Source organism: Halobaculum sp. EA56 (assembly GCF_051195075.1).
GTDB lineage: Archaea > Halobacteriota > Halobacteria > Halobacteriales > Haloferacaceae > Halobaculum.
Genome location: NZ_JBNTJX010000005.1, coordinates 200,769 through 223,914, shown reverse-complemented (window position 1 = coordinate 223,914; position 23,146 = coordinate 200,769). Strand labels below are relative to the sequence as shown.

The 23,146-nt window shown below is 72.1% G+C and carries 17 protein-coding genes; 10 read left to right on the top strand and 7 right to left on the bottom strand.

Annotated elements, in window-relative coordinates; translation table 11 throughout:
• Positions 1-2: 2 nt before the first annotated feature.
• Together ACQUQ1_RS10845 and ACQUQ1_RS10840 are read right to left on the bottom strand one after the other, a co-directional pair.
• Positions 3-2,006 (bottom strand): hypothetical protein, encoded by a 2,004-nt coding sequence (locus ACQUQ1_RS10845; RefSeq protein ID WP_435064312.1) that lies wholly within the window; start codon positions 2,004-2,006, stop codon positions 3-5.
• Entirely contained in the window at positions 2,003-3,094 is a 1,092-nt protein-coding gene (locus tag ACQUQ1_RS10840) for a DUF1616 domain-containing protein (RefSeq protein ID WP_435064311.1), read from the bottom strand. Before ACQUQ1_RS10840 ends, ACQUQ1_RS10845 begins: the two co-directional genes overlap by 4 nt.
• A gap of 251 nt (positions 3,095-3,345) precedes the next feature.
• On the opposite strand from ACQUQ1_RS10840, the gene ACQUQ1_RS10835 reads away from it, so the two are divergent.
• Complete coding sequence (locus ACQUQ1_RS10835; RefSeq protein WP_435064310.1) at positions 3,346-4,305, top strand: glycosyltransferase family 2 protein; 960 nt, start codon at positions 3,346-3,348, stop codon at positions 4,303-4,305.
• A gap of 49 nt (positions 4,306-4,354) precedes the next feature.
• On the opposite strand, the gene ACQUQ1_RS10830 is transcribed toward ACQUQ1_RS10835, so the two are convergent.
• On the bottom strand, positions 4,355-6,127 hold the full coding sequence (locus tag ACQUQ1_RS10830; RefSeq protein ID WP_435064309.1) for an asparagine synthase-related protein: 1,773 nt from the start codon (positions 6,125-6,127) through the stop codon (positions 4,355-4,357).
• Positions 6,128-6,412: 285 nt separating this feature from the next.
• On the opposite strand from ACQUQ1_RS10830, the gene ACQUQ1_RS10825 reads away from it, so the two are divergent.
• On the top strand, positions 6,413-7,375 hold the full coding sequence (locus tag ACQUQ1_RS10825; RefSeq protein ID WP_435064308.1) for a hypothetical protein: 963 nt from the start codon (positions 6,413-6,415) through the stop codon (positions 7,373-7,375).
• Positions 7,376-7,414: 39 nt separating this feature from the next.
• Here ACQUQ1_RS10825 and ACQUQ1_RS10820 read toward each other — a convergent pair whose 3' ends face one another.
• Both ACQUQ1_RS10820 and ACQUQ1_RS10815 read right to left on the bottom strand, forming a co-directional pair.
• Positions 7,415-10,129 carry a hypothetical protein gene (locus ACQUQ1_RS10820; RefSeq protein ID WP_435064307.1) on the bottom strand — a complete coding sequence of 905 codons (2,715 nt, stop codon included), beginning with the start codon at positions 10,127-10,129 and terminating at the stop codon, positions 7,415-7,417.
• Positions 10,130-10,514: 385 nt separating this feature from the next.
• Entirely contained in the window at positions 10,515-11,912 is a 1,398-nt protein-coding gene (locus tag ACQUQ1_RS10815; protein WP_435064306.1) for a sulfatase, read from the bottom strand.
• Positions 11,913-12,413: 501 nt separating this feature from the next.
• Between ACQUQ1_RS10815 and ACQUQ1_RS10810 the strand changes: the two genes are divergently transcribed.
• Positions 12,414-13,955, top strand: a complete 1,542-nt coding sequence (locus ACQUQ1_RS10810; RefSeq protein WP_435064305.1) for a hypothetical protein — start codon at positions 12,414-12,416, stop codon at positions 13,953-13,955.
• A gap of 66 nt (positions 13,956-14,021) precedes the next feature.
• On the opposite strand, the gene ACQUQ1_RS10805 is transcribed toward ACQUQ1_RS10810, so the two are convergent.
• Positions 14,022-16,040, bottom strand: a complete 2,019-nt coding sequence (locus ACQUQ1_RS10805) for a hypothetical protein (protein ID WP_435064304.1) — start codon at positions 16,038-16,040, stop codon at positions 14,022-14,024.
• Between the two features lie 231 nt (positions 16,041-16,271).
• Here ACQUQ1_RS10805 and glmM point away from each other — a divergent pair, with 231 nt between their 5' ends.
• The 4 genes from glmM to ACQUQ1_RS10785 all read left to right on the top strand — a co-directional run bounded on the left by glmM (position 16,272) and on the right by ACQUQ1_RS10785 (position 19,487).
• On the top strand, positions 16,272-17,615 hold the full coding sequence (gene glmM, locus ACQUQ1_RS10800) for a phosphoglucosamine mutase (RefSeq protein ID WP_435064303.1): 1,344 nt from the start codon (positions 16,272-16,274) through the stop codon (positions 17,613-17,615).
• Between the two features lie 267 nt (positions 17,616-17,882).
• Positions 17,883-18,473 carry a DUF7344 domain-containing protein gene (locus tag ACQUQ1_RS10795; protein WP_435064302.1) on the top strand — a complete coding sequence of 197 codons (591 nt, stop codon included), beginning with the start codon at positions 17,883-17,885 and terminating at the stop codon, positions 18,471-18,473.
• Between the two features lie 133 nt (positions 18,474-18,606).
• Complete coding sequence (locus ACQUQ1_RS10790) at positions 18,607-18,789, top strand: DUF7563 family protein (RefSeq protein ID WP_435064301.1); 183 nt, start codon at positions 18,607-18,609, stop codon at positions 18,787-18,789.
• Positions 18,790-19,271: 482 nt separating this feature from the next.
• Positions 19,272-19,487: a hypothetical protein gene (locus ACQUQ1_RS10785; protein ID WP_435064300.1), complete on the top strand. Its 216-nt coding sequence runs from the start codon at positions 19,272-19,274 to the stop codon at positions 19,485-19,487.
• 102 nt (positions 19,488-19,589) lie between these two features.
• Here ACQUQ1_RS10785 and ACQUQ1_RS10780 read toward each other — a convergent pair whose 3' ends face one another.
• On the bottom strand, positions 19,590-19,793 hold the full coding sequence (locus tag ACQUQ1_RS10780) for a hypothetical protein (RefSeq protein WP_435064299.1): 204 nt from the start codon (positions 19,791-19,793) through the stop codon (positions 19,590-19,592).
• Positions 19,794-20,097: 304 nt separating this feature from the next.
• Between ACQUQ1_RS10780 and ACQUQ1_RS10775 the strand changes: the two genes are divergently transcribed.
• The 3 genes from ACQUQ1_RS10775 to ACQUQ1_RS10765 all read left to right on the top strand — a co-directional run bounded on the left by ACQUQ1_RS10775 (position 20,098) and on the right by ACQUQ1_RS10765 (position 23,143).
• Positions 20,098-20,961, top strand: a complete 864-nt coding sequence (locus ACQUQ1_RS10775; protein WP_435064298.1) for a hypothetical protein — start codon at positions 20,098-20,100, stop codon at positions 20,959-20,961.
• 37 nt (positions 20,962-20,998) lie between these two features.
• Positions 20,999-22,501, top strand: coding sequence for a lipopolysaccharide biosynthesis protein (locus tag ACQUQ1_RS10770; protein WP_435064297.1), 1,503 nt, complete (start codon positions 20,999-21,001; stop codon positions 22,499-22,501).
• A 99-nt stretch (positions 22,502-22,600) separates the two neighbouring features.
• Complete coding sequence (locus tag ACQUQ1_RS10765) at positions 22,601-23,143, top strand: halocyanin domain-containing protein (RefSeq protein WP_435064296.1); 543 nt, start codon at positions 22,601-22,603, stop codon at positions 23,141-23,143.
• Positions 23,144-23,146: the final 3 nt, after the last annotated feature.

The window sequence follows — 23,146 nt, the reverse complement described above, 5'->3', positions numbered from 1 at the left end:
TGTTATACGGCCCCTGCGGGGCGGACCGAGCGCGCGGACCGTGCGGCCCCGTCGGGTGTCGACGCGACGCCGTCGGCGCCGGCAATCGACGGCGACTCGGGCGACCCGACCCGGGCGTCGGCGCCGGCGGGGCCGGCGTCGCGCTGGTCGACGTAGTAGATCCGGAAGTCGCCGTTCGAGAGGACGAGGGTGATCCGCGGGTCGCGGGCGTCGTGGATCCGCTCGAAGTCCTCCGCCTGGAACCGGATCCCGTGGAAGCCGACGACCTCGCGCTCGCGGTCGCGCTCGGAGAGAACGAGGTAGTAGCCGTCGGCGGACCCGCCCTCCGGGGTGGCGTTGATCACCCGTTCGAGGCTCGACATCTGCGCCCCCGAGATCTGCCACAGCCGGACGCCGTCCGGGTCCGAGTTCGTCGCGTCCATCATCCGTCCCGGCCCGGGGCGGGGCTTCGCCATCGACGTCTCGTCGGGCAGGAACGCGAACCCGCTCTCGAAGCCGGCGAACTCCTCCTCGGGGGTGTGGTCGGAGGGGAGGTAGATGTACGGCGACGGGAAGAAGGCGGCCAGCGAGACGCAGACGACGAGCACGCCGACGACCGCGACCGCGGTCCGCGCGCCGTCGCCGACGGGACCGATCCCGTCCGCGGCCCGGTAGAGGGCGAGGGACCCGACGACGCCGATCAGCACCATCGCGAACCCCAGGTGACGGAAGAAGTACCCCGACACGTCCCCGACGAACTGGGCGAGGAAGAACGGCCCCAGCGTGAGCGCCGACAGGGCGATGTACGTGATCGCGCGGTCGGCGTCGCTCGCGGGGCCGTCGAAGAGGCTCCGAACCTTCGCGAGGATCAGCCCCCCGCACGCCAGGACGTACAGGAGGTTCACGGAGAACAGCTTCGCGAACAGCTCGAGGAGGCTGATCCCGGCCCGCTCGGCGGACTCCGAGCGGTCCTGGGCGACCGCCCCCGCGCCCTCCCCGGTCTCGGTGAACGTCTCCAGGGAGTTCACCAGGTTCTCCGCGAAGATGTACGTCTTCTCGAACCCCGAGACCCACAGCACGAGGACCGCCGCGAGCACGAGGGTCTGGCCGATCAGGAGCCGCGAGGGCCCCCTGCCCCCGTCGGCGGCGACGTCGACGCCGTGGGCGGTCTCCTTGCGGGTCCTGAGCCGGCGCATCACGACGCCCGCCAGCAGGAACGTCGTGAACAGGATCGCCGTGTCGACGGCCACCTGCGGGTGGAAGATCACGAGCGAGAAGAGGGCGACCGGAGCGATCAGGTTCGCCGGCGACAGCCAACCCGGGAGGGACTCGTCCTCGCCGCCGCGGGCGATGTGTTTGAACGCCAAGTACAGCGCGAACGGGAAGTACAGCGTCGCGACGGTGTAGGTGTGAAACGAGATGGTGGTGCTGACGTTGTTGATGGGCATCAGCAGCATCGCGGTGAACGCGCCGAGGACGGCCGCCCGGGGGTCGCGCAGCACCGTCCACACGCACAGCGGGAGGAACAGCAGCGTCACCGCCGTGACCGCGAGCGTCGCGTACATCATCCCGTGTCTCACGGGGACGTCCATCGCCCGCGCGAGGAACACCGACAGCCCGTATCCCCCGGGGTAGATGTGGTTGAAGAACTCGGCGCTCCCCCCAGAGACGGCCCTCGCGTAGCCGAGGTGGGTCAGCGCGTCGCCGCCGCCGTAGAAGTAATACCCCCTGATCAGGGGCAGGCCGACGAACGAGACGACCGTCAGCCCGGCGAGCCCGATACCGGCGTACCGTCCGAACCGCCCCCACGTCGCGGCGGCGACGAACCCCACGATGAGGGCCGCGACCGCACACACCCAGTAAACGGCGGGGGTCGCGGCGTAGATCGACGGCTCGTAGCCGTTCGGCGGGTGGAGCCGCGCGACGAACACGCCCGCGGCGAGCGCGAGGTACCCCGACGCGAGCGCCAGCAGCGCGGCCGGCGGGGGGCCGGCGTCGCGACGGAGCGGGGAGGTGTCGGGGATCACGGCGCCGTCACCCCCGTCGACCGCGTCGCGGCCCCGGACGCGGGAGCCGAACCGTACGCGGCGGCGGCGCCGTCGGCCGGCCGCGACTCGTCGATCGACGCCGGGTCCCCGGTCCCGGCCGTCGAGCCGTCGGAGACGGTCGTCCACACGGTCACCGACCGGTACGCCGAGTCGACCCCCGGGGTCGGCGGCGGGTCGCCCCGGTACACCAGATACGCGACCCGGACGTTCTCGCCGTCGAAGGGGCGCACCTCGTGCGGGCGCTCCCAGGTCCCGTTGGGGGCGACCGTCCGCGAGAAGCGGTCGGCGTTCGCCCGCTCGACGACCTCGCCGTCGACGACGCGCTGGAGCTGGACCACGACGACGTAGCGGGTCTCCTCGCGCTCGTGGTTCTCGACCCGGAGGACGAGGTCGACGGACCCGCCCGCCGCGACCGTGGCGGGCGTCTCGTCGACGAACTGTCGGCCGTCCTCGCCCTCCGTCAGCACCGACACCTGCGTGTAGCCGTCGCCCTGGATCGGCGCGACGAGGCCGGCCGTGACGACGGCGACCGCTGTCGCGACAGCCACGACGAACACGACCGTCGACGCCCTGCCGGGCGACGACCGTCGGGAGGCGTCGACCGCCAGCGCCGCCGCCGGGCCCGCCGGCGGCAGGTACCGATGCTCGGGTGCCGTCCGGAGCCGCCGGACGCACCCGACGACCACGAACACCGACGCGACGGCCGCGACCGCGCCGGCCGTCGTGGCGACCGTGTAGGGGTAGCCGAGCCGCGCGACCGCCCACGCGAGGACTGGCACCGACGCGACGCTCGCGCCGACGCCGAACGCGAGCCGTTCCGCGAACGGGAGGGCCGCGCGTCTTGGGGATCCCGTCCCGGAGCCTCCGTCGTCGGTCGCCGGGAACAGGGCCGTCGAGACGGCGTACCCCGGCGCGAACAGGACGAGGGCACCCCCGGCGACCGCCCGGATCGGCCCCCCGATCCCTCCGAGGACCGCCAGGGCGAGGATCCACACGGCCGCGAGCGTCGCGAGCGCGTCCGCGACCACGAGCAGGCCGCCGGCGCGGGACCGGTCGGCGGCGCTCACGGTCCTCGCGCGCGCGGCGTCGCCGGCGCGGTGTCGACTCCGTGACTGTCGGATACGGTGCGGGTCACTCGCGTTGACCTTCCCCGAGAGCCGTTTTGTTATACCGGCGCTACCGGCCGACGGTGCCGCAGAGCCCCGAGCGCCGCCGGCTCGCTAGCCGGCCGTGTAACGGACGGCCAACGCGGCGTGCGTCACGGCCCGGACGCGGAAGTCGACTCATAACGAAAGCCGGACCGGCCGACCGGCGGGTAGTGAGCGGCACGGAGTCGACCCCGCTGGACCCGCGCGTCACCGCGATCGTTCCCGCCTACGGCCGGCCGGAGTTCCTCCGCGAGGCCGTCGAGAGCGTCGCCGACCAGACGTACCCGAACCTGGAGCTGGTCGTCGTCGACGACCACTCGCCGGATCCGGTCGAGCCGGCGGTCGAGGCGGCCGCGACCGAGGGGCTCGACCGGCGGGTCCTCCGCCACGACGAGAACCGGGGCGCCAACGCCGCCAGGCGGACCGGGATCGACGCCGCCGAGGGGTCGATCCTCTGTTTCCTCGACGACGACGACTACTGGCGACCGAGCTACGTCGAGCGCGTCGTCGAGGCGTTCGAGCGCGGGGGGCCGGCCGTCGGCGTCGTGACCGTCGGCGTGGAGGTCGTCGACGCCGACGGCGAGCGCGTGGGCGGGGCGACCCCGCGGTTCGCCGGCGACGTGACCGAGGCGATCCTCGTCGGGGAGGTCCAGCCGGGGACGTACTCGCGCACCGCCGTGCGCCGGGCGGTCGTCGACGAGGCGGGGTACCCCGACGAGCGCTTCCCGAGCTGGCAGGACCAGGAGTGGCACATCAGGCTGTCGCGCCACTGCGAGTACGCGTCGGTGCCCGAGGAGCTCGCGGTCAGGCGCTACTCCGACCGCGAGCAGATCACCGACGACTTCGCGGCGAAGCGGGACGTGTCGTACCCGCTGTTGATCCGGAAACACGGGGACCTCGCCGCCTCCTACGGACCGTCGGTCCGACGCCGGTTCGTCGGCCGGCTCACCCGGACGCTCGGGTTCTCCGCGCTCCGGAACGGCCACTACCTCGCCGCGCTCCGGTACCTCCTTGAGGCCGTCGGCAGGAACCCGAGGGACCGGCACACGTACGCCGTCCTCCTGGCGGCTGTCGGCGGCCCGCTGACCTACCGGCCCGCGCGACGGCTCAGGCGCTGGCTCGCCGGGTGAGCGCGCCCCCTGCCCGGGGTTCTCCGGTCCGACCGCGTCGCGGGCGGCGTCAGTCGTAGTGGGACTGAAGCCACCGTTCGAGGGTCGCGATCCCCGAGACCGCGCCGATCCGGTCGGCCTCCTCCGTCTCGAAGTGCTCCTCGACGACGGTCCCGACCGCGTCGGAGTCGAGGAACGGCCGGTCGGCCGCGTCCTCCAGCAGGCCCACGAGCATCCCGCGCAGCCCGTCGTGTTCGACCGTCCACGTGCTCGCCATGCGGCGGCCGCCGTAGGCCGTCTCCCCCCGGAGCCGGCGGACGCCGGTGTCGAGGACGAACCCGGCGGCGTGCTGCCACAGCGGGCGGGTCGGCGCGACCTTCGTCCGCTCGTAGGGGATCGAGTCGACCCCCGTGTCGAGCCGGCGGACGAGCTCCAGTTTCGCCTCGGCCGTGCCGTACGGGACGACCCCGCGCGTCCCGGGGACCCACCCCACCCGGCACTCCAGCGGCATGGTGCTCACGGCCTCGAGGAACTCCCCGTGTGCGAGCGGCACGCGCGTTCCCGTCCGCGCGCGGACGAGCTTGTTGCTCGCGAAGTCGCCGCGGGGGAAGTAGTTCCGGTAGTACGCCCCGAGCACCGTCTCCGCGTACCCGTGTTGGTCGGCGGCGGCGTCGGCGGCGACCTCGCGGTACGTCTCCATCGGGTCGACGTCGCCCGTCAACAGGCGCTCGGTCGTCCCGGCGTCGACCTTGTGTTTCGCGCGGTACAGCGCCTCCGCGGGCGAGGACGACAGCTCGATCGCCGAGCGGCCGATCCCGTCGCCCATCATCCCGCCCTGGCCGCACGCCTCGAAGAGCACGTCGCCGGGGTCCTCCAGCGCGAACGAGGCCGTGAGGTTGCAGAACGTCTTCCAGCCGAGCATGCCGTCGGTGAGCGTCACCGCGTCCGCGAACCCCTCGACCAGCGGGCCGGGCGTGAGGTCGACCGGCTCGTTGTCGATCCCGAGCGCGTCGGCCACGTCGCGGGCGATCCGGAGGTTCCCCCCGCCGGCGGGGTTCGCGTCGTACGTGAAGGTCCGCAGGTCGGGGGCGTGCCGGGCGAGTTCGCCCACCATCGCGCGGCTGTCGAGGCCGCCCGAGAGCCACATCGTCGCCGCCGAGGTGTCAACCGTCGAGGCCGCGTCCGAGAGGCAGGCCCGGTAGGCCGCCGTCACGTCGCGCGCGAAGGACGCCCGCGACCGCGTGTCGAACGTCGGCGTCCAGTAGCGCGTCAGCGTGGTCCCGTCGCCGTCGTACCGCAGCGCCGTCGCCGGCGGCAGGTACCGGACCTCCTCCAGGAGGGTCTTCTCCCCCCAGACGTGGCCGATCGTCAGGAGGTCGCCGACGGCGCGCTCGTCGACCGTCGGGTCGTCGACGGCCGCGGCCACCTCCGCGAGGTTGGAGCCGAAGACGAGGCCGTCCCCGTCGGCCGCGTAGTGGACCGGCCGGGTGCCGAGGCGGTCGGTCGCGACGACCAGCTCCTCGCCGTCGGTGCACGCGACCGCGAACGGCCCGTCCGCGTCGGCGAGCGTCCCCGCCGGGTCGTCGAGAACGCCGGAGAAGAACGCCGCCCCGGCCGCCTCGTCGCGGTCGAGGCCGGGGACCGCCCCGTAGAGCAGGCCCGTCACCCCCTCGTCGTCGTGGACCCGCCAGCCGCGACGGTCCCTGTCCGCGAGCCGCGAGAGCCCGAGCGTGTACCCGCCGCGCGAGCGGACGGCGGCCTCCGAGGCCGCAGCCACGTCGGTCGTCACCCTCGCGTCCCGGGCCGCCGATTCCGCCAACGTACCGCCGATGAGTCCGTTCATGTGGAGCGTCCGTGTTCCGGGGGACGGTCGCGCGGCGGTTCCCGCGCCGGCCGGGCGGCCGCCGCGACCGCGCCGGCGCCGACCGCGAGCCGCCCCCCGGCGGATACGTGGACCCCCGCGGGAGTCGGGCATTGTTATACCGCCGTTAGCACGCGACGGCCCCGCCGTCCGCCCGCGGGTCGCGGGGGCTCGGCCGGGCACGCGGTCCCCGCGGGCCCCGTACCGCCGCGGCGGCGACCGATACGGTGGGGATAACAATACGCTCGGTCGCGGCGCGTAGGGGTAATGTATTCGCTCGCCCAGCTGAAGCGGGGGCTCGCGGAGCCGCACCAGGTGCTCCGGGAGCTGAACCGGCTCTATCACACCCGGGGACGCCGGCGGACGAACGCGGCGGGCGTCGACGTGTTCGCGGAGGACTGGGACAACCTGGTCATCCTCGACGCGTGCCGCTACGACACCTTCGAACGGCGCCACGACCTCCCCGGTCGGCTGGAGTCCCGCCAGTCGAGAGGGTCACACACCAGCGAGTTCCTCGAGAGCAACGTCGCCGGCCGCGACCTCCGGGACACGGTGTACGTGACCGCGAGCCCGATGTACTACCGCAACAGGGAGGACCTGGACGCCGAGTTCCACGAGGTGGTCAACGTGTGGAAGGAGGGCGGCTGGCACGAGGAGTACCGGACCGTGATGCCGGAGACGGTCGCGGACTTCGCGAGCGAGGCCGCGGGTCGGTTCCCGGACAAGCGGCTTGTCGTCCACTTCCTCCAGCCGCACTACCCGTTCGTCGGCGAGACGGGGCGCGAGCACTTCGATCTCGACTCGCTGGCGTTCGAGTGGGACGCCGTCAAGCGCGGCGAGATCGGCGTGTCGGACGAGGTCGTGCGGGAGGCGTTCGAGGAGAACCTCGACGTCGCGCTCCCCCACGTCGAGCGGCTGATGCGGACGCTGTCCGGGCGGACGGTCGTCACCTCCGACCACGGGCAGGTGATCGGCGAGCGCTCCCGGCCGATCCCGATCCGCGAGTACGGCCACCCGGTCGGGACGTACATCGACGAGCTGGTGACGGTGCCGTGGCTCGTGTTCGACAACGGCCCGCGAAAGGAGATCCGCGCCGGCGAGCCCGAGGACGCCGGCGAGGTCGAGGGCGAGGCGGCCGGCGGGGGCGACGAGCGCGACGGGTCGGCCCGGGGGGACGGCGAGGTCGACGAACTGGTCGAGGACCGCCTGGAGAGCCTCGGGTACCGCTGACCCGGACCGGGAGCCGGTTCCCGGCCCGCGCTGGCGGAGCTACCCGTCGACGTCCTCGAAGCTCAGCGAGGCCTTCCCGTCGACGTTCAGCTCCGCCACGTCGCCGGAGAAGCGGTAGCGGTCGACCCCCTCGTCGACGACGCCGAAGGCGGTGCTGTCGGTGACTTCGTCGGTCAGCTCGTCCCACCGGGTCGTCCCGTCGGGCTGGTCGACGCTCGTGTCCTTCGCGAGCCCGCCGGTGACGGTGAACTCGTAGCCGGTGAGGCCGTCGGTGTCGCGGCCGTCGATCGTCAGCGTGTTCGGCAGGTCGGAGCCGCCGGACGTGTCGTCGGTGCTCCCGTCGTCCGTACTGCCGTCACTAGTGCTTCCATCGTCGGTGCTGCCGTCACTGGTGCTCCCGTCGTCCGTACTGCCGTCACTAGTGCTTCCATCGTCGGTGCTGCCGTCACTGGTGCTCCCGTCGTCCGTACTGCCGTCACTAGTGCTTCCATCGTCGGTGCTGCCGTCACTGGTGCTCCCGTCGTCCGTACTGCCGTCGCTCGTGCTCCCGTCGTCGGTGCTGCCGCCGTCGGAGCCGAGCGTGCTCGGGTCGACCTCCTCGCCGTCGAGGTAGACGGTCGTCCCGCCTTCGACGAACGAGAAGTCGGTGACCTCCCCGGAGAACATCACCGCGTCCATGTCGTTGGTCACCCACCCGTCGAGGCTGTCGCCGTTCAGCGAGTCGTACTTGCTCAGCGACGTGCCCAGCGCGGGGTGGTCCGCGATATCCCCGGAGACGGACAGCGAGTAGTTCGTCGACGTTCCCGTGGGAACGATCTGGAGCGTGTGCGGACGGTCGGCGTCGGCCGAGAGGGTCGCGGGGTCGAGGTCGTGACCGTTGACCGAGACCTCGGCCTCGCCCTCGAGGAACGAGACGGAGCCGAGCCCGCCGGCGAACGCGAAGACGTCCACGTCGCCGTCGTCGGTGATCCACCCGTTGACGGCGGACCCGGATATCTCGTCCCACTGTTCGATCTCCGAACTCGCCTCCAGCCCGTCGGTCGTGGCGAACTCGTAGTTCGTCTTCGTCCCCGTGCCGGTGATCGTCAGCTCGTTTGGGAGCGACGAGGTCGAGGTCGTGGTCGACGCGGAGTCGGAGTCCGAGGTGGAGTCGGAGTCCGAGGTGGAGTCGGAGCCGTCCGAGGTCCCGACCGACCCGTCGTCGCCGGGGAGCGGACACGTGTCGGAGTTCGTGATCCCGGACGTCTGCACGTTCGAGCCGTCGTAGATCGTGGCCTGACCCGTGACGTTCACGTTCGTGTTCTCGACGACGCTGTCGTCGCAGTCGCGCAGGAGGATCCCGTCGGCGTTGCCGGTGAGATGCAGACAGCTGTCGCGGATCGACGTGCCGTCGCGGTTGCGGATCTCGACGGCGGGGCTCGACATCGACCCGGCGCCCGAGACGCTGACCGCGTCGAGACGCACCTCCCACGGCTTCTCGGCGGTGGAGCCCAGGCGGGGCTCGGTCGGGTCGTCGATCCGGATGGCCTGCACGTCGTCGGCGTCCATCAGGAACCGGCAGTTCCGCAGTTCGAAGTCGCTGCCCGACCCGTCGGCCCAGAAGGCCGCGGTCGTCTTGCTCGGCGCGGAGCGGTAGACGAACTCGCAGTTCTCCAGGTAGCCGCCGGAGTCGCCGCGGTCGCCCGTCTCCCAGATGATCGCGTGCGGGTTGATGAACTCGCCGCCGTTGTCGGGGTCGGCGTTCTCGGTGTCGACCTCGAACCGGGTGTCCTTGATGTAACAGCCGTCGCCGCCGATCCGGAACGACGTCTGGTTGTTGTTCCGGAACAGGCAGTTCTCCACCCGGACGTTCCCCGGGCACTTGCGGACGTACACCGCGTTCGTACCCGTGTTCTCGATGTGGCAGTTCCGGAGGTACAGGGTCCCCTCGTGCTTCGGTCCCATCCAGATGCACCCCTCGTTGGCGTCGTCGCCGAGGTGGCCGTGGGAGGTGATGTCGGTGGGACCCGTCCGCACGACGCCGTCGAGGACGGCGGTGCCGTCGGGGTCGACGACCTGCGGGTTGATGTTGTCGACGGCGCCGTTGCCGTCGGTTGGGTTGAACCCCAGGAAGTGCACGTCGTGGACCTCGAGCCCGCCGTGGACCTTGAAGTTCAGGCCCATGCTCCCGTCGCCGTCGCCGTAGTCCAGCGCGAGGTTCTCGACGAGCACGTCGCGGCTGTCGTAGAAGTTCAGCACGCGGAGGCCGCTGTCGTCGTCGGTGACGAAGCGCACGTCGCCGGGCGCGTCGCCGAGGCCGCGCATCCCCCAGTTACGCACGCCGCCCTCGGCGTGCTCCTCGCGGACGAGGTACTCGCCCGGCGGGAACTCGACGAGGACGTCCCCCCGCTCGATGACCTCGTCGAGCGCGCCGTCGATCGGGTCGTCGCCGTTCGGGTCCATCCCGAGGTCGTCGACCGCGTCCACGACCGTCGAGAACGAGATGCCGTGGCGCTCGCTCGCGGCCGCGGCGGTCGTCGCGGCGGCCGTCCCCGCGCCCAGGGCCGCGGCGGCCGCGCCCATTTTGAGGGCGCCCCGCCTGGTAAGCAGCGATTTCCCGTCCGTAGGGTCGTGTTTCGCGTCGGCGTCCGGGTCGGCGTCCGCCGGCCGATCGGCGCGACCGCCGTCGCACACGACGGTTCGCGTCCGGCCGCCCTTCCCGGACCTGCGTTCGGTGTACCGTGCCTCCTCCCCTGCCTGCTTGTGGTGGCTCACACCCGGTAATGAGGGATTACCTGAAAAACCGTATCGACGGCCTGAATCGAGGATGGCTGCCGGCTCGTTATGGGTTTGTTACCAACACCGTCCATCCCTCGGCTGGCCAACTCGTTCGGCGGCGGCGGCGAGCGGTGTGTGAAACGCTCACCTACCGACGGGTTCGAAGTCGGTAGGTTTCTATTAACAGGCGTTTCGACGGCTCTACTCCCGATACTCTACGCACAGCCGTGGCGCCGGCGACGGCGGGGGGACCGGGAGAGATCGACGGGTAGTATCCGCCGATTACTGGCGCGCGATCGGGGACGGCGGCGGGATCGCCCTGACCGGCTCGGTCGTGGGCGTTCGACCGGCCCTCGCGCGGGAACGGGGGGTCCCGACCCCGTCAGAGGTAGCCGAGGTCCCGGAGCTGTCGCTGCATGCCCTCCGTGAACGACGCGGTCCGCCGGTCGCTCGCCCCCCGGCCGAACGCGTCCAGCCAGTCGTCGGCGGCCGCGTCCATGGCGTCGCGGACCTCCGGGTGGTCGTCGCCGACGGGGGTCGTCTCGTCCGGGAGGCGGTAGAGGTCGGCGCCGTCGTCGCCCCGCTGGTACCGGAACTCGCGCGACCGGAGGCTCGTCACCACGCCCTCCCGGAACCCGCTCGCGTCGAAGGCGGGGACGTACTCCCGGAACTTCTCGATCTTCCGGGCCGCCCGGTCCGGGCCGCGCTGGGTGACCGCGAACTCCCTGGGGTCCGCGCGCACGTCGCGGCCGATCGGGACCGACAGATCGAGGCCGCAGTCGGCGGCGATCATCGAGAAGACGTCCGCGTGCTGGACGAGGCCGTCGGCGGCGGCGTCCGGCACGTCGAGACCGTACACCACCAGGGGGACGTTCGTCACGCAGGTGTGCGGGACGAGCATGTGCGCGAGGAGGCCGTGCTCGCCGAGGAACTCCCCGTGGTCGGCCGTGACGACGACGACCGGGTCGTCGAGGCGCTCGCGCGCCTCCGCGACGACCGCCTCCGCGATCGAGTCGACGTACGAGACGACGGTGTCGTACATGACCTCGATGGCGTTCCACTCGTCGTCGTCGAACGGGAGCCCGCGCGCGATGTGCTCGTGCGTGCGCTCGGACATGTCGGCGGCGACCTCCAGCGCCCGGTCCATCGGGAGGTCGAGGTCGTCGGCGAAGCGGTCGCGGATCCCCCCCGGCGGGTAGTACGCGTGGTGGCTGTCGCCCAGGTGGAGGTAGAGGAACAGCGGGTCGTCCTCGCGGGCGGCCCGTCGGATGTGTCTGGTCGCGATCGACCGGTTGAGGTACCCCAGCGAGTGCTTCGACGTGTCGCGGGTGAACCCGGCGGAGTGGCGCCTGATGTTCGCCAGGTACCGCAGCGTCGTCGCGACTCCGGCCTCGCGAAGCAGCGTCTCGCGGCCCAGGTAGTGGAAGTCGTCGAACCCGGCGTCGAGGCCGGTCGCGTCGCTCAGCTGTGCGTTCGGCGAGACCGCCGCCGTCCGGTAGCCGGCGGCCGCGAACTGTTCGGGGATCGTCGGGATGTCGCCGGGGAGGGCGGCGTCGTACGACCACACCCGGTGTCTGGAGGGAGCGGTCCCCGTGAGGATCGACGCGCTCGACGGGCGCGTCCACAGCGCGTGCGAGTGGCAGTCCCGGAACGCCGTCCCACCGGGGGAGTCCGCGAGTTCGCGGAGGAACGGCGTCGTGTCACGCTCGTGTCCTGAGAGCGACGTGTGATCCTGACGAACGCTCTCGAGGGTTATCCAGACGACGTCCCGGTTGCTCATGGTCGCACCCTCTCGTGACGGCAGTAAGTTATGCCCCCGCGGTCCGCCGTTAAGGGGTATATACCGGCCGTCCGATGGGCCCTCCGGGACGATCGGGAGGGGCGGCGAGCGGGGAGCCGAACGGTCGCCGCGGGGCGGCCCGGGAGCCCCGCGCGCCCGACCGGTCAGGAAGCGTCAACGCAGTGTAATCCCTCTATAATTAACCGTCCGAGTGCCCGATACGGGGCATGAACCGCAGCGCGGTCGCCGCGACGCGACCGCGCCGAGGTCCCCGCGGCCCCGTCCCCGACGGCCGCGACGAGCGGGGGAGCAGGACCCGGACGCGAGCGGCTGGCGGGCGAGCGGCCGGCGGAGCGACGGCGGACCACGGCCGGTTCGCCGGGGGCACGTATCGAGGCGCCGACCACACCGAGAGACGGAACGACAGATGAGAGATACCGAACAGTCGACGGACGCGGAGCCCGTCGGTCGGGGGCCCGACCCGACCGCGGGGAGGACCGAATGAACAGACGAACGTACCTGAAGTTGGCGGGGGCCTCCGGGGTCGCCGCCGGACTCGCGGGCTGCTCCGGGCTGTTGCCGGGACCCGAGGAGGACCGCCGGGAGACCGACACGCCGTCGCCGATGGGGACCGACGACGAGGAGCCGACGGCCACCCCCGACGGGACGGTGACGTACCGGGGCATGGAGTTCGACACCGTCCTCGACGCCGAGCGCGACCTCCTCATGGACGCGAACGGCAACCGACCGATCGACGAGAAGCTTCTGACGTTCATGGAGCGGGACCGGGCGCTGCTGGAGTTCGGTCCCGGTCGGTACAGGTTCGACGACAGCCACCGGATCGAGCGGGCGATCGAGAACGTCGGGATCGTCGGCCGGGGCGACTCCCGCCGCGACGTCGTGTTCTGGACGCCCGATTCGGAGGGAAAGGACTTCCTCAACGTCCGCGGGGGCGGCAGCGGGTTCCTCCTGGAGAACGTCACGTTCGACCACATGGAGGGCGCCGGGTCGATCGGCAGCACCCTCCGCATGCAGGACCGCCTCCACGTGCACAACGTGGAGCACGTCGGGTTCAACCCGACGGACAACGAGGGCGCCGTCGACAACCTCAGCCCGCAGATCCTCTCGCCGGACGGACGGGCCGTCGTCGAGCGGTTCGTCCGGACGGGGCCGACCGACATCGTCTCCCACGGACACCTCGACGGAAACGCCAACGAGGGAGCCATCTGGCTCGGGCGCGACCACGTCGGCGAGCTCGTCATCAGGAACTCGCGGATCGAGAACACGGGCACGAACGCCGTGTACGCCTCGCGTGTTCCGGGGAACGTCGTCGTGGAGGACTCCACGTTCGTCAACAACAACCAGGCGTCGCTCCGGATCGGCGGGAAGGGAACCGTCGTCAGGGGCTGTCGCTTCCTGGTCGACACCGACGACGCGCACCCCGGAAACCGCGGGAGCTACATCAATCCCAACGGGATCATCTGGGAGACCGGTCCCCTCGGCGAGACGGGGGGACGGATCGAGAACTGCGAGTTCGTCTACCGCTCCGCGCCGGAGGACACGAAGGCGGCGATCTGGGCGGACGGCTCCGCCGGCGGGTTCGCCGTCGAGAACACGGTCTTCCGGATGGGCGTTCCCGGCGTGACCGCCATCCGGGCGGACGATCCCGAGAAGCCCCGCCTCGGCGTGACGGCCGCGAAGCCGTGGGGGGTGACCCTCTCGGGCGTCGTCGTCGAGGCCTCCGCCGGCGTCGACGGGGCGATGGTCCAGATCACGGGGCGGCCCGACTCCGTCCTCGACGGCTGCTGCTTCTCGGTGCCGGACGCCCGTGGCGTGATCGAGCTCTCGAAGTCGCCGGGGAGCGCGATCCGGAACCTGAACGTCACACACGACGGCGACGTCTCGGACGCCGTCGACGTGATCAGCACGAACGAGTCGCCGCGGACCCTGCTGCGCGACATCGACGTGACGGACACCGGGTGCGGGTCTGACGCCGCCGGGAACTCGACGCCGGACCTGTCGTCGTCCCCGGCCGGGAACTGACCGCCGGACCCCGTCCGGCCCCCCGGGCGGCGGCGCCCTCGACCCGTTCGGGACGGGACGGAGAGCCTACGTGTCGGAGTCGTCCGAGCCGTCCTCGCTTCCGGAGTCGCCGTGCCACTCGTCGAACTGGTCGCGGTACCGCTGTCTCACGTCGGACTGGTTCTCCGAGGACAGCTCCTCGTAGGGCGCGCCGTACTCGGCGCGGGCGATCTCGTCCCACGACTCGACGCGGTCGCCGGCGTCGGACCGGAACTGCGCGTCGAAGTCGGCCTCGATCTCCTGTTGGAGCTCCACGTCGAGCGCCGTGAACTCGAAGTCCTCCCACGGGTCGACGTCGACGCCGTAGCGCTCGCGGGCGATCTCCTCTCGGGTGAGGACGTCCGTCACCGCGAGCCCCTCGGCGAACGGCTGGCGCTCGTATATCTCGTCGATCTGCCCCTGCGTCTCGGCGCTGACCTCGTCGTAGTCGAGCCCGTACTTCTCCTGGGCGATCTCGTCGCGGGAGACGCGCTCGACCTCGTCGCCGTCGCCGCCGTCGGAGCCGCCCGACCCGCCGGAGGAGGCGCCGTAGGTCGGCCGGTTCTCGATCACGAGCACGCCCGTCGCGGCGGTGTCGTCGCTCGCGAGGCCGTAGATGTGGGTGCCGAGCATGTCGTTCGCGGAGAGCGCCCGGTCGCTGCCCGCCGACAGCGTCTCCCGGGTGATCCCCTCGAAGGTGACGCGCGTCTCCTCGCCCGGCGCGAGCGTGACCTCCCTGGTCACGTTGTACCCCTCGGGCTCGTCGTCGTCGTCGAGGTCGATGACGAGCCGGATCGTCTGCGTGCCGTTTGCGTCGCCCGTGTTCTTCACCCGCGCGCTGACGGTCAGCTCCTCGCCGAGGGTCAGGACCTCGGGTCCGCGGAGGCTGTACCCGAGCATCTCGAAGCGCGCGTCGCGGACGCGCAGGTCGAGGGACGCGGTGTCGTTGCCGACGGCGGCCTCGTAGGTGTAGTTCCCGCGGGCGTGATCGGCGGTGTCGACGGCGAACGAGAGCGTGGCCGACTCGTTCCCGCGGAGAGAGACGTTCCGCGCGAGGGTATCGTTGTGTCCGGCCAGCGTGAGCGTCCGCTCGCCCGGGACCTGGCCGACGTTGCTGACGCGGACCGAGAGGGTGGCGTTCTCGCCGCGCACCACGTCGGCGGTCCCGCCCGCCGGCTCGACCCGGAAGGACGCCGGCTCGAGCACGGTGAACGTTCCCTCCAGCGACCGGTCCCCCACGTCGAGCCGGTACGCGTACGTCCCCGGCTCCAACCCCGCGGTCGACACGGGGATCCGGACCCGTGCCTCGCCGCCGGCGGGCACCGTCGGGTAGCGGGTCGTCACCGCCTCGGACTCGTCGAATGACCCGTCGCGGTCGCGGTCGACGAACAGCCTGACCTGCGGCTCGCCGGGCAGGTCGCCGTCGTTCGCGACGGACGCGACGACCACGACCCCGCCGCCGGGTAACACGCCCGGGGGGACGTCCGGGTCGGGCGCCGAGAGCCGGCGACGCGCCGGGCCCGCGTCCGCCGCCCCGTCATCGACCGCGGACCCGTCCGCCCGGGGGGACTCCATGACCGCCCGGCCGTCCACGGCGTACGTCCCCGCCGAGACCGAAACGGTCCCGTCCGTCGAGGCGGCGGTCCCGTCGTCGCCGACGGCGACCACGTAGCGCCACGTCCCCGGGCCGAGTTCGTCGGCCGGCACGGCGAAGGAGACGACCGTCTCCGCTCCGGGACGGAGCGTCACCCGACGGTCACGCGTGACCGCCGGCTCGCCGCCCTCCTCGGCACGCAGCGAGAGCGTGACCGTGTCCGTTCGTCGACTGTCGATCCCCTCGCCGCCGACCGTCGCCTCGATGACGACCGACGCGGTTCCGTCCTCCCGGACCGTCTCGGCGGTCGCGCCGACCGACAGCGGGACTTCGGCGCCGTCCTCGGTCCCCACGGCGTCGCCGATGTCGGCCCCCACGTCGCCCCCCGTCGAACCGACGGCCGCGACGCCGGCCCCGACGGCCGTGGCCAGCGCGACGACCAGCAGGACAGCTTGTTTGCTAGCGAGTGCCATGAAGTGTCGATGACGGCGGTCGGCTATCGTAACGGGCCGGCTAAACGGGTCGGACGCGAGGCGGCGGAACGGCGCCTCCGTCGCCTACGGCTGGCGTACTTCCGTCGTCCGCGCGCCCGTCGGGATCGCGACACGGGAGCGGAGCGGACGGGGGTCGCCGTCCCCCGGCGCTGGACGGGCGTGCCCGGTAAGCCACGAATACTAATTCCCCCGGTGCGTCGCCGGAACCGTATGTTCGGAACGAGCGGGATCCGCGGCCCCTTCGGGGACGAGGTGACCGCCGACCTCGCCCTGGACGTCGGGCGCGCCCTCGCGTCGACCGGCACCGACCGTCTCGTGATCGGGCGCGACCCCCGCGACACCGGGAGCCTCCTCGCGGACGCCGCGAGCGCGGGCGCCCGCGAGCGCGGCGCGGACGTGACCCGCCTCGGGGTCGTCTCGACGCCGACGCTGGCGCGGAGCGTCGCGTGGCGCGACGCCGACGCCGGCCTGATGGTGACCGCCTCGCACAACCCCCCACAGGACAACGGGCTGAAGCTGTGGACGCCGAGCGGCCGCGCCTTCGACGGGGAACAGCGCGAGGAGGTCAGCCGCGTCGTGCGCGAGGGGGACTTCGCCGCGGCCGACTGGGACGCCACCGGGACCGAGTCGCGGTGGGACGGGGCGACCGAGCGCCACCGCCGGCACCTCGTCGAGTCGTTCGGGTCGCTCGACGGCGTCTCTGTCGCCGTCGACCTGGGCAACGGCGCCGGCGGCGTCACCGCCGCGGCGCTGCGCGACCTCGGCTGCCGGGTCGTCACGCTCAACGGCCAGCGGGACGGCCGGTTCCCCGGACGGCCGAGCGAGCCGACGGCCGAGAACTGCGGCGACCTCCGTCGGTTCGTCGCCGACGCGGACGTCGATCTCGGCATCGCCCACGACGGCGACGCCGACCGGATGCGGGCCGTCACCGAGGAGGGCGAGTTCGTGAGCGGCGACGTGCAGTTGGCGCTTTTCGCCCGGGAGGTGGTCGACGCCGGCGACGCGGTGGCCACCCCGGTCGACACGAGCCTCGTCGTCGACGACGTCGTCGCCGAGCGCGGCGGCTCGGTCGTCCGCACCCGCGTCGGCGACGTGTTCGTCGCCGAGGCCGCCCGCGACCCGGAGGTCGTGTTCGGCGGCGAACAGAGCGGGACCTGGATCTGGCCCGAGGAGACGCTGTGTCCGGACGCCTCCTACGCGGCGTGCGTGCTCGTGTCGACGGTCCGGGAGTCCGGGCCGCTCTCGGAGGCGGTCGCCTCGATCGACACGTACCCGGTCCGGCGGGACGCCGTCGAGACCGACCACAAGGATGCCGTCGTCGAGCGCGTGGCCGACCGGCTCCGTGACCGCCACGACGCCGTCGACACGACCGACGGGGTGCGGGTGGAGACCGACGACGGGTGGTTCCTCGTGCGCGCGAGCGGGACGGAACCGATCGTCCGCCTCACCGTGGAGCACCGGGACGAGGCGGGCGCCGACGAGCGCCTCGCCGACCTGACCGACCTCGTCCGGGAGGTCGGCGATCGGGTGGAGGCCGGGTCGACGGCCACCTGAGGCGCGGCGGCCGCCCGCGCGGCGGTTCGGCGACGGGCCTCCGTCGGCCCGGAGCGATCCGGGCGGCGTCCCCGGACGGCACGGACGGATGTTCGTCCATAACATCGGGTCACAAACAGGATAACAATACCCGCGTCGCCGTTCGGCGTGAGTATGGTCACCGTACACCGGGGGCGAAGCCGAGTTCCCGCCCGACCGGCGGTCGCGGACCCGCCGGTCGCCGCGGTCGGACGAGCTACCCCCGTCCGAGGGGGCGGGTGAGTCGGGATGTCCGAGACGGACTCCGCCCCGCCGGCGGAACACGACGGCGGGACCGGGCGCGACGGGCCGCCGGTCGGGCGACCCCCGGACGGGCGGGGGCACGACGGCCTCCCGCTCGACGTGACCTTCGAGATCCTCCGCAACAGCAGGCGCCGCCAGGTCCTCGAGTTCCTCCGCGGGCGCGAGGACCGCACCGCCAGCATCAGCGAGCTCGCCGAGCACGTCGCCGCCATCGAGAACGACACGACCGTCGACCGACTGAACGCCCAGCAGCGCAAGCGGGTGTACATCGGCCTCTACCAGAGCCACCTCCCGAAGATGGACGACGCGGGCGTCGTCGACTTCGAACAGAGCAGGGGACGGGTCGAACTCGATCCCGCCGCCGAGCCGCTGTTCGAGTACATCGACGTCGACGGCACGCTCGACGAGGACGACGGTGGCACGCTCCCGGCCGGCCGCGTCGCCGCGGCGACGCTCGCCACCGGCACGGCGTTCGCCGGCGCGCAGATCGCCGGCCGGACCGGGCTGGCCGCCCTCGTCGTGTTCGGCTTCCTGGGCTACCTCGCGTATCGGGTGCTCCGGACGCAGGTCGGCTGACCTGTGGGGGCCGTCCCGTCCGCGCGGCCGGCCGTGTCGCGGGGGCGGACCCGAGGGTCTCCCGGTCGAGTAGGCCGCCGTTCCGCGGTTTTGCACCAGTATAACAAATACCGCCCCGGGCGGGCCGTGAGACATGCCACAGTGTGTCAGGTGTGGACATCACGTAACGGAGCGGTTCGCCCGGGTGTTCGGCGACAACGAGGACGTGGTTCACCGCTGCATCGGCTGCTCGCGGGCCGCCGACCTCGACGAGAGCCTCTCGCGCGAGGAGCGTGCGGCCATCGAGGACACGGAGGTGCTGACCACCTGGAGCTGAGCGCCACGGGAGACCGAGGAGACGCCCCCCTTGGGGTCGGCGCGCGCGGCGGACCCGGCGGCGGGGCCCCACGCACGGAACCGGAGGACGCCGGCGGGGCCCGAGCCCCCCGCGCGAGCCCCGGTAGCGTGAACTTACCGGGGGTCGCGGCCCCGTCGGTGGGTACGTGACCCCGAACTGTCGCCATCGCGGGGAACACGACGGCATCGTGCAACCGAACGACGATATCCTGCACCCATCCGGCTCGCCCCGGTAGGAGCATTCTTTACAGTAGTCACATGCTAACGGGATATGCGCGAACGTCAGCGGAGTTCGAACGGATCTAACGATCTCCCTACCGGTCCGAAAGGTCACGTTACCGGCCCGTACGGGAGCCGCGAACCGCCCGCCGTCCGGGGGACGGGTCCGACCGATCCCGCCGGAGGGGGGGACCCACGCACCGCCCCCGGGTCGGCGACCGCCGGGCGCGGGGGGAACTGACAGTGGCGTCGTCGAAGCGGGAGTGGCGGACCGTCTCGCCCAACCCCGACCCGACCGACGACCTGGAGTACGAACTCGTCGAACTCGACTTCATCCCGACGACCACGAGCGACGGCGAGGAGGTGCTCGTGCTCCCGACCGACGAGGAGATGCTGCACGACGACGCGTTCCTGATCGTCGACCGCGACTCCGTCGTGGAACTGGAGCGGCGGATCTGAGGCGCGAGGACCGCTCCGCGTCGCGGCGTGACGGTCGGCCCAGGGGCTCCGTGGCCGTAAGAAGAGGACGAAGCGACGGCACGTGACGAGAGGCGTGCCCCGTTACTGCCGGTTCAGGTCGTCGATGTCCCCGTACTCGGAGCGGTCGACGGCCCCCGCCTCGCGGAGCACCACGAGCTGCTGGAGCGCGCTGCGGATGTGGTACCGCGACTCGTCCGAATCGGCCGTCGCGAGCGCACGGCGCAGGGGGATCTCCACGCGCGCGAGGTCGTTCCTGTCCTCCGACGAACGGTGGAACCGGGTCATACCGACACCTGTCGAACGGCCGGGCTAAGTTATACTGTTCCTACAGCGGGAATACGCGCGCTCGTACGCCGTCGGCGCCCGCCCGGAGGGACGTGTCGGACCGTGCGAGCGATCGCGAGGGTCCGAACGGGAGCGGGACCACCCGTCGTCGTGTGCGGGTACGAAGTGCGTTACTCGCGTACGATCGGCGTTACAAACTACGTCGGTTGGGTGGGGCAACGCGATGCTACAGGGAGCTATAGAGCAATACAGACGAGGGGGTCCCACCCGACTCCTGCGAGCGGCCCGGAAGCGGCTGCGGTACGTGGCCCGGTACGCCGCGTTCGGAGTCGAGCGAGCCCTCCTCACCGACCGTCAGTGGTACGACTACACCGTGTGGCGGAACCGCCGCGGCGTGTCTGCCGCCGCGGATCCCCGGCAACTCCGATACGTCGATCCGACCCGGATCCGGCGGGCGAGCCCGTTCAACCCTCGCTTCTGCTGGCGGAAGCTCGGACAGGTGCGCGGCGGCGACTGGGACCGCGACTGCCGGCGGCTCGACGACCGGTTCGACGACGTCCACGAGGCGCTGGAGGCGCGGTACGTCGACGGGACGCCGTGGGAGGAGATCGCGCTCCCCAACGCCGTCGCCGCCGGCGACAGACACCGCTGGCACTTCGCCACCGGCGACGACGTGTGGGGGTGGGTCGAGGACCTGGACGCCCTCTACCGGAGCATCCGCGACCGCGGATACATGCCCGTCAGGGAGATACTCGACATGGACTTCGAGGAGGCCGCACACACCGACTACGGGTCGGCCTCCGAACGGTTCCGCCCGGTCGCGAACGGGTCCCTGTTCTTCGGGGAGCGCGACGAGACGATGATCTTCGACTGGATGGACGACATCCGCGTGGACATCGGCCGCGACGGCGAGGTGCTCCGGCACAACGGCCGCCACCGGCTGTGGTTCGCCAAGCACCTCGGGGTCGACCGGATCCCGGTGTGCGTCGTGGTCCGCCACGAGCGGTGGCAGCGGCTCCGCGACGAGGTGGCCGCCGCCGCCGACGTCGAGGAGCTGAGCGGCCGGGCCCGCCGGCACCTCGACCACCCGGACATGGTCGACGTCCGGGGATCGATCGGGGGGGCGAGCGACGGCGCCGCCGAGTCCCGGGTGACGGTGGAACGGTGACGGCGGACGCCGACGCCGGTCGCCTCGGCCGGCCCCGATGACCGGTCCCCTCCGCCGGCTGATCGAGGCCGTCACGCCCGACGAGGACATCACCTCCCGGACGGTCCTCGGCGGCGTCTGGATGGGGCTCAGCCAGTTCAGCAACCGGGCGCTCCAGATGGTGATGCTGGTGGTCCTGGCCCGGCTGCTCACCCCCGCGGACTTCGGGCTCTACGGGATCGCGCTGCTGTCGCTGTCGGCGCTGCAGAACCTCTCGAAGCTCGGCGTCGAGACCGCGCTCGTCCAGCGGCCCGAGGACGACGTCGACCCCTACCTCGACACCGTGTTCTCGATCGAGCTGCTCCGGGGGGCCGTCATCGCGACGGTCGCGTTCCTGGCGGCGCCGCTGGTGGGCGCCTTCTTCGGCGAGCCGCGCGCGACCCCGCTGCTCCGGGTGCTGGCGTTCGCGACCCTGTTCAAGCGGTTCCAGAACCCCGGGACGGTGTACTTCAAGAAGGACCTGGAGTTCCACAAGCAGTACGTCTACTCGGCCAGCGGCACCGCGACCCGCGTCGCGGTGTCGATCGGGTACGCGCTCGTCTCCCCGACCGTGTGGGCGCTGGCGGCGGGCCTCGTCGTCGGGAACCTCGCCCAGAGCCTCGCCTCGTATCTGATCCACGACTACCGGCCGCGCCCGCGGTTGGACCCGGGGCGCGCCAGGGAGGTCATCGGCTACGGGAAGTGGCTCCTCGGCTCCTCGGTCGTGACGTTCCTGTACGGCGAGGGCGACGACGCCTTCGTCGGGTGGTTCCTCTCGGCCGGCGCGCTCGGCGTCTACCAGCTCGCCTACCGGTTCTCGAACGCGCCCGCGACGGAGGTCGCACACACCGTCACCAGCGTCGTGATGCCCTCCTTCTCGAAGGTGCAGGACGACCCCGCGGCGGTCCGGGAGGGGTTCCGCCGCGTCATGCGCGTCTCGACGTTCGTCTCGGTGCCGGTCGGCGTCGGGATCGGGGTCGTCGCCCCGGTGTTCGTCCCGGTCGCGTTCGGCCCGGGGTGGGAGGGCCTCGTCGTCCCCATGCAGGTGCTGGCGGCGTTCGGCGTGCTCCGGTCGCTCCGGTCCCCCACGTCGCCGCTGTTCAAGGCGCTCGGCCGGCCCGACCTCGTCATGAAGATCCACGTGCTCCGGCTGGCGGCGCTCGTGGCGCTGATCTACCCGCTCACGTCGGCGTACGGCGTCCCGGGGACCGCGGGCGCGGTCCTGCTGACGAGCGCGGTCGGACTGCCGGTCGCCCACGTGCTCGCGACCCGGATGATCGGGGAACGGCTGCGGACGCCGGCGGTCATCGTCGCCTACCCGGTCCTCGGGAGCGCCGCGATGGCCGCGTGCGCGTTCGCGGTCCGCCGGGTCGTCGCCGTCGAGCTGGGGGCGCTCGCCGCCCTGGTCGCGGCGGTCGCGACCGGCGTGGTCGTGTACGCCGCGGTCATGTTCGCGCTGGACCGGCGGTTCGACACCGGCTTCGAGGAGCTGTTCGGCCAGGTGAAGCGCGGCCTCGCGTGAGCGGCGATCCCCCCGGGCGAGGACCGACCGGCGGCGACGGTTCCCACTCGTTGGGAACCGGAGGGGGCGGCTTATCCGTCCCCGTCCAAGGGTCGGCCGATGTCCGAACGAACCCTCGACCGTCGAACGGTACTGCGCGCGGGCGGCCTCGCGGCCGTCGCGGGACTCACGGGGCTCGCCGGCTGTACGGCCGGGTCCGGGGAGTCCGGCGGCGGCGACGAGACGGACGCGTCGACGCCGACCCCCGCGCCCGAGACGGAGACGGAAGCCGACGACGACGGCGGCTCCGGGTCGACCGAGTCGTTCGACGGGTGGTTCGACAACGTGGACAACTACGACGGCGTGGTCGACGAGACGGGCGCCGGGGAGGTGACCGTCGAGGTGGGCGTCGAGGCCAACGGCGGGAACTTCGGGTTCGGTCCGGCCGCCGTCCGGGTGTCCGCCGGCACGACCGTCGTCTGGGAGTGGACCGGCAACGGCGGGTCGCACAACGTCGTCGCCGAGGACGGCTCCTTCGAGTCGGAACTCGTCGGCGAGGCGGGACACACGTTCAGCCACACCTTCGAGGAGGCCGGCACGACCAAGTACGCCTGCACGCCCCACAAGGCGATGGGGATGAAGGGCGTCGTCGTCGTGGAGTGACCG

Bases quoted from the DNA above. Each gene is read 5' to 3' on its own strand.
- ACQUQ1_RS10770 (WP_435064297.1), top strand. From the start codon at position 20,999: ATGACCGGTCCCCTCCGCCGGCTGATCGAGGCCGTCACGCCCGACGAG.
- ACQUQ1_RS10765 (WP_435064296.1), top strand. From the start codon at position 22,601: ATGTCCGAACGAACCCTCGACCGTCGAACGGTACTGCGCGCGGGCGGC.
- ACQUQ1_RS10810 (WP_435064305.1), top strand. From the start codon at position 12,414: ATGAACAGACGAACGTACCTGAAGTTGGCGGGGGCCTCCGGGGTCGCC.
- ACQUQ1_RS10815 (WP_435064306.1), bottom strand. From the start codon at position 11,912: ATGAGCAACCGGGACGTCGTCTGGATAACCCTCGAGAGCGTTCGTCAG.
- glmM (WP_435064303.1), top strand. From the start codon at position 16,272: ATGTTCGGAACGAGCGGGATCCGCGGCCCCTTCGGGGACGAGGTGACC.
- ACQUQ1_RS10830 (WP_435064309.1), bottom strand. From the start codon at position 6,127: ATGAACGGACTCATCGGCGGTACGTTGGCGGAATCGGCGGCCCGGGAC.
- ACQUQ1_RS10780 (WP_435064299.1), bottom strand. From the start codon at position 19,793: ATGACCCGGTTCCACCGTTCGTCGGAGGACAGGAACGACCTCGCGCGC.
- ACQUQ1_RS10825 (WP_435064308.1), top strand. From the start codon at position 6,413: ATGTATTCGCTCGCCCAGCTGAAGCGGGGGCTCGCGGAGCCGCACCAG.
- ACQUQ1_RS10790 (WP_435064301.1), top strand. From the start codon at position 18,607: ATGCCACAGTGTGTCAGGTGTGGACATCACGTAACGGAGCGGTTCGCC.
- ACQUQ1_RS10805 (WP_435064304.1), bottom strand. From the start codon at position 16,040: ATGGCACTCGCTAGCAAACAAGCTGTCCTGCTGGTCGTCGCGCTGGCC.
- ACQUQ1_RS10795 (WP_435064302.1), top strand. From the start codon at position 17,883: ATGTCCGAGACGGACTCCGCCCCGCCGGCGGAACACGACGGCGGGACC.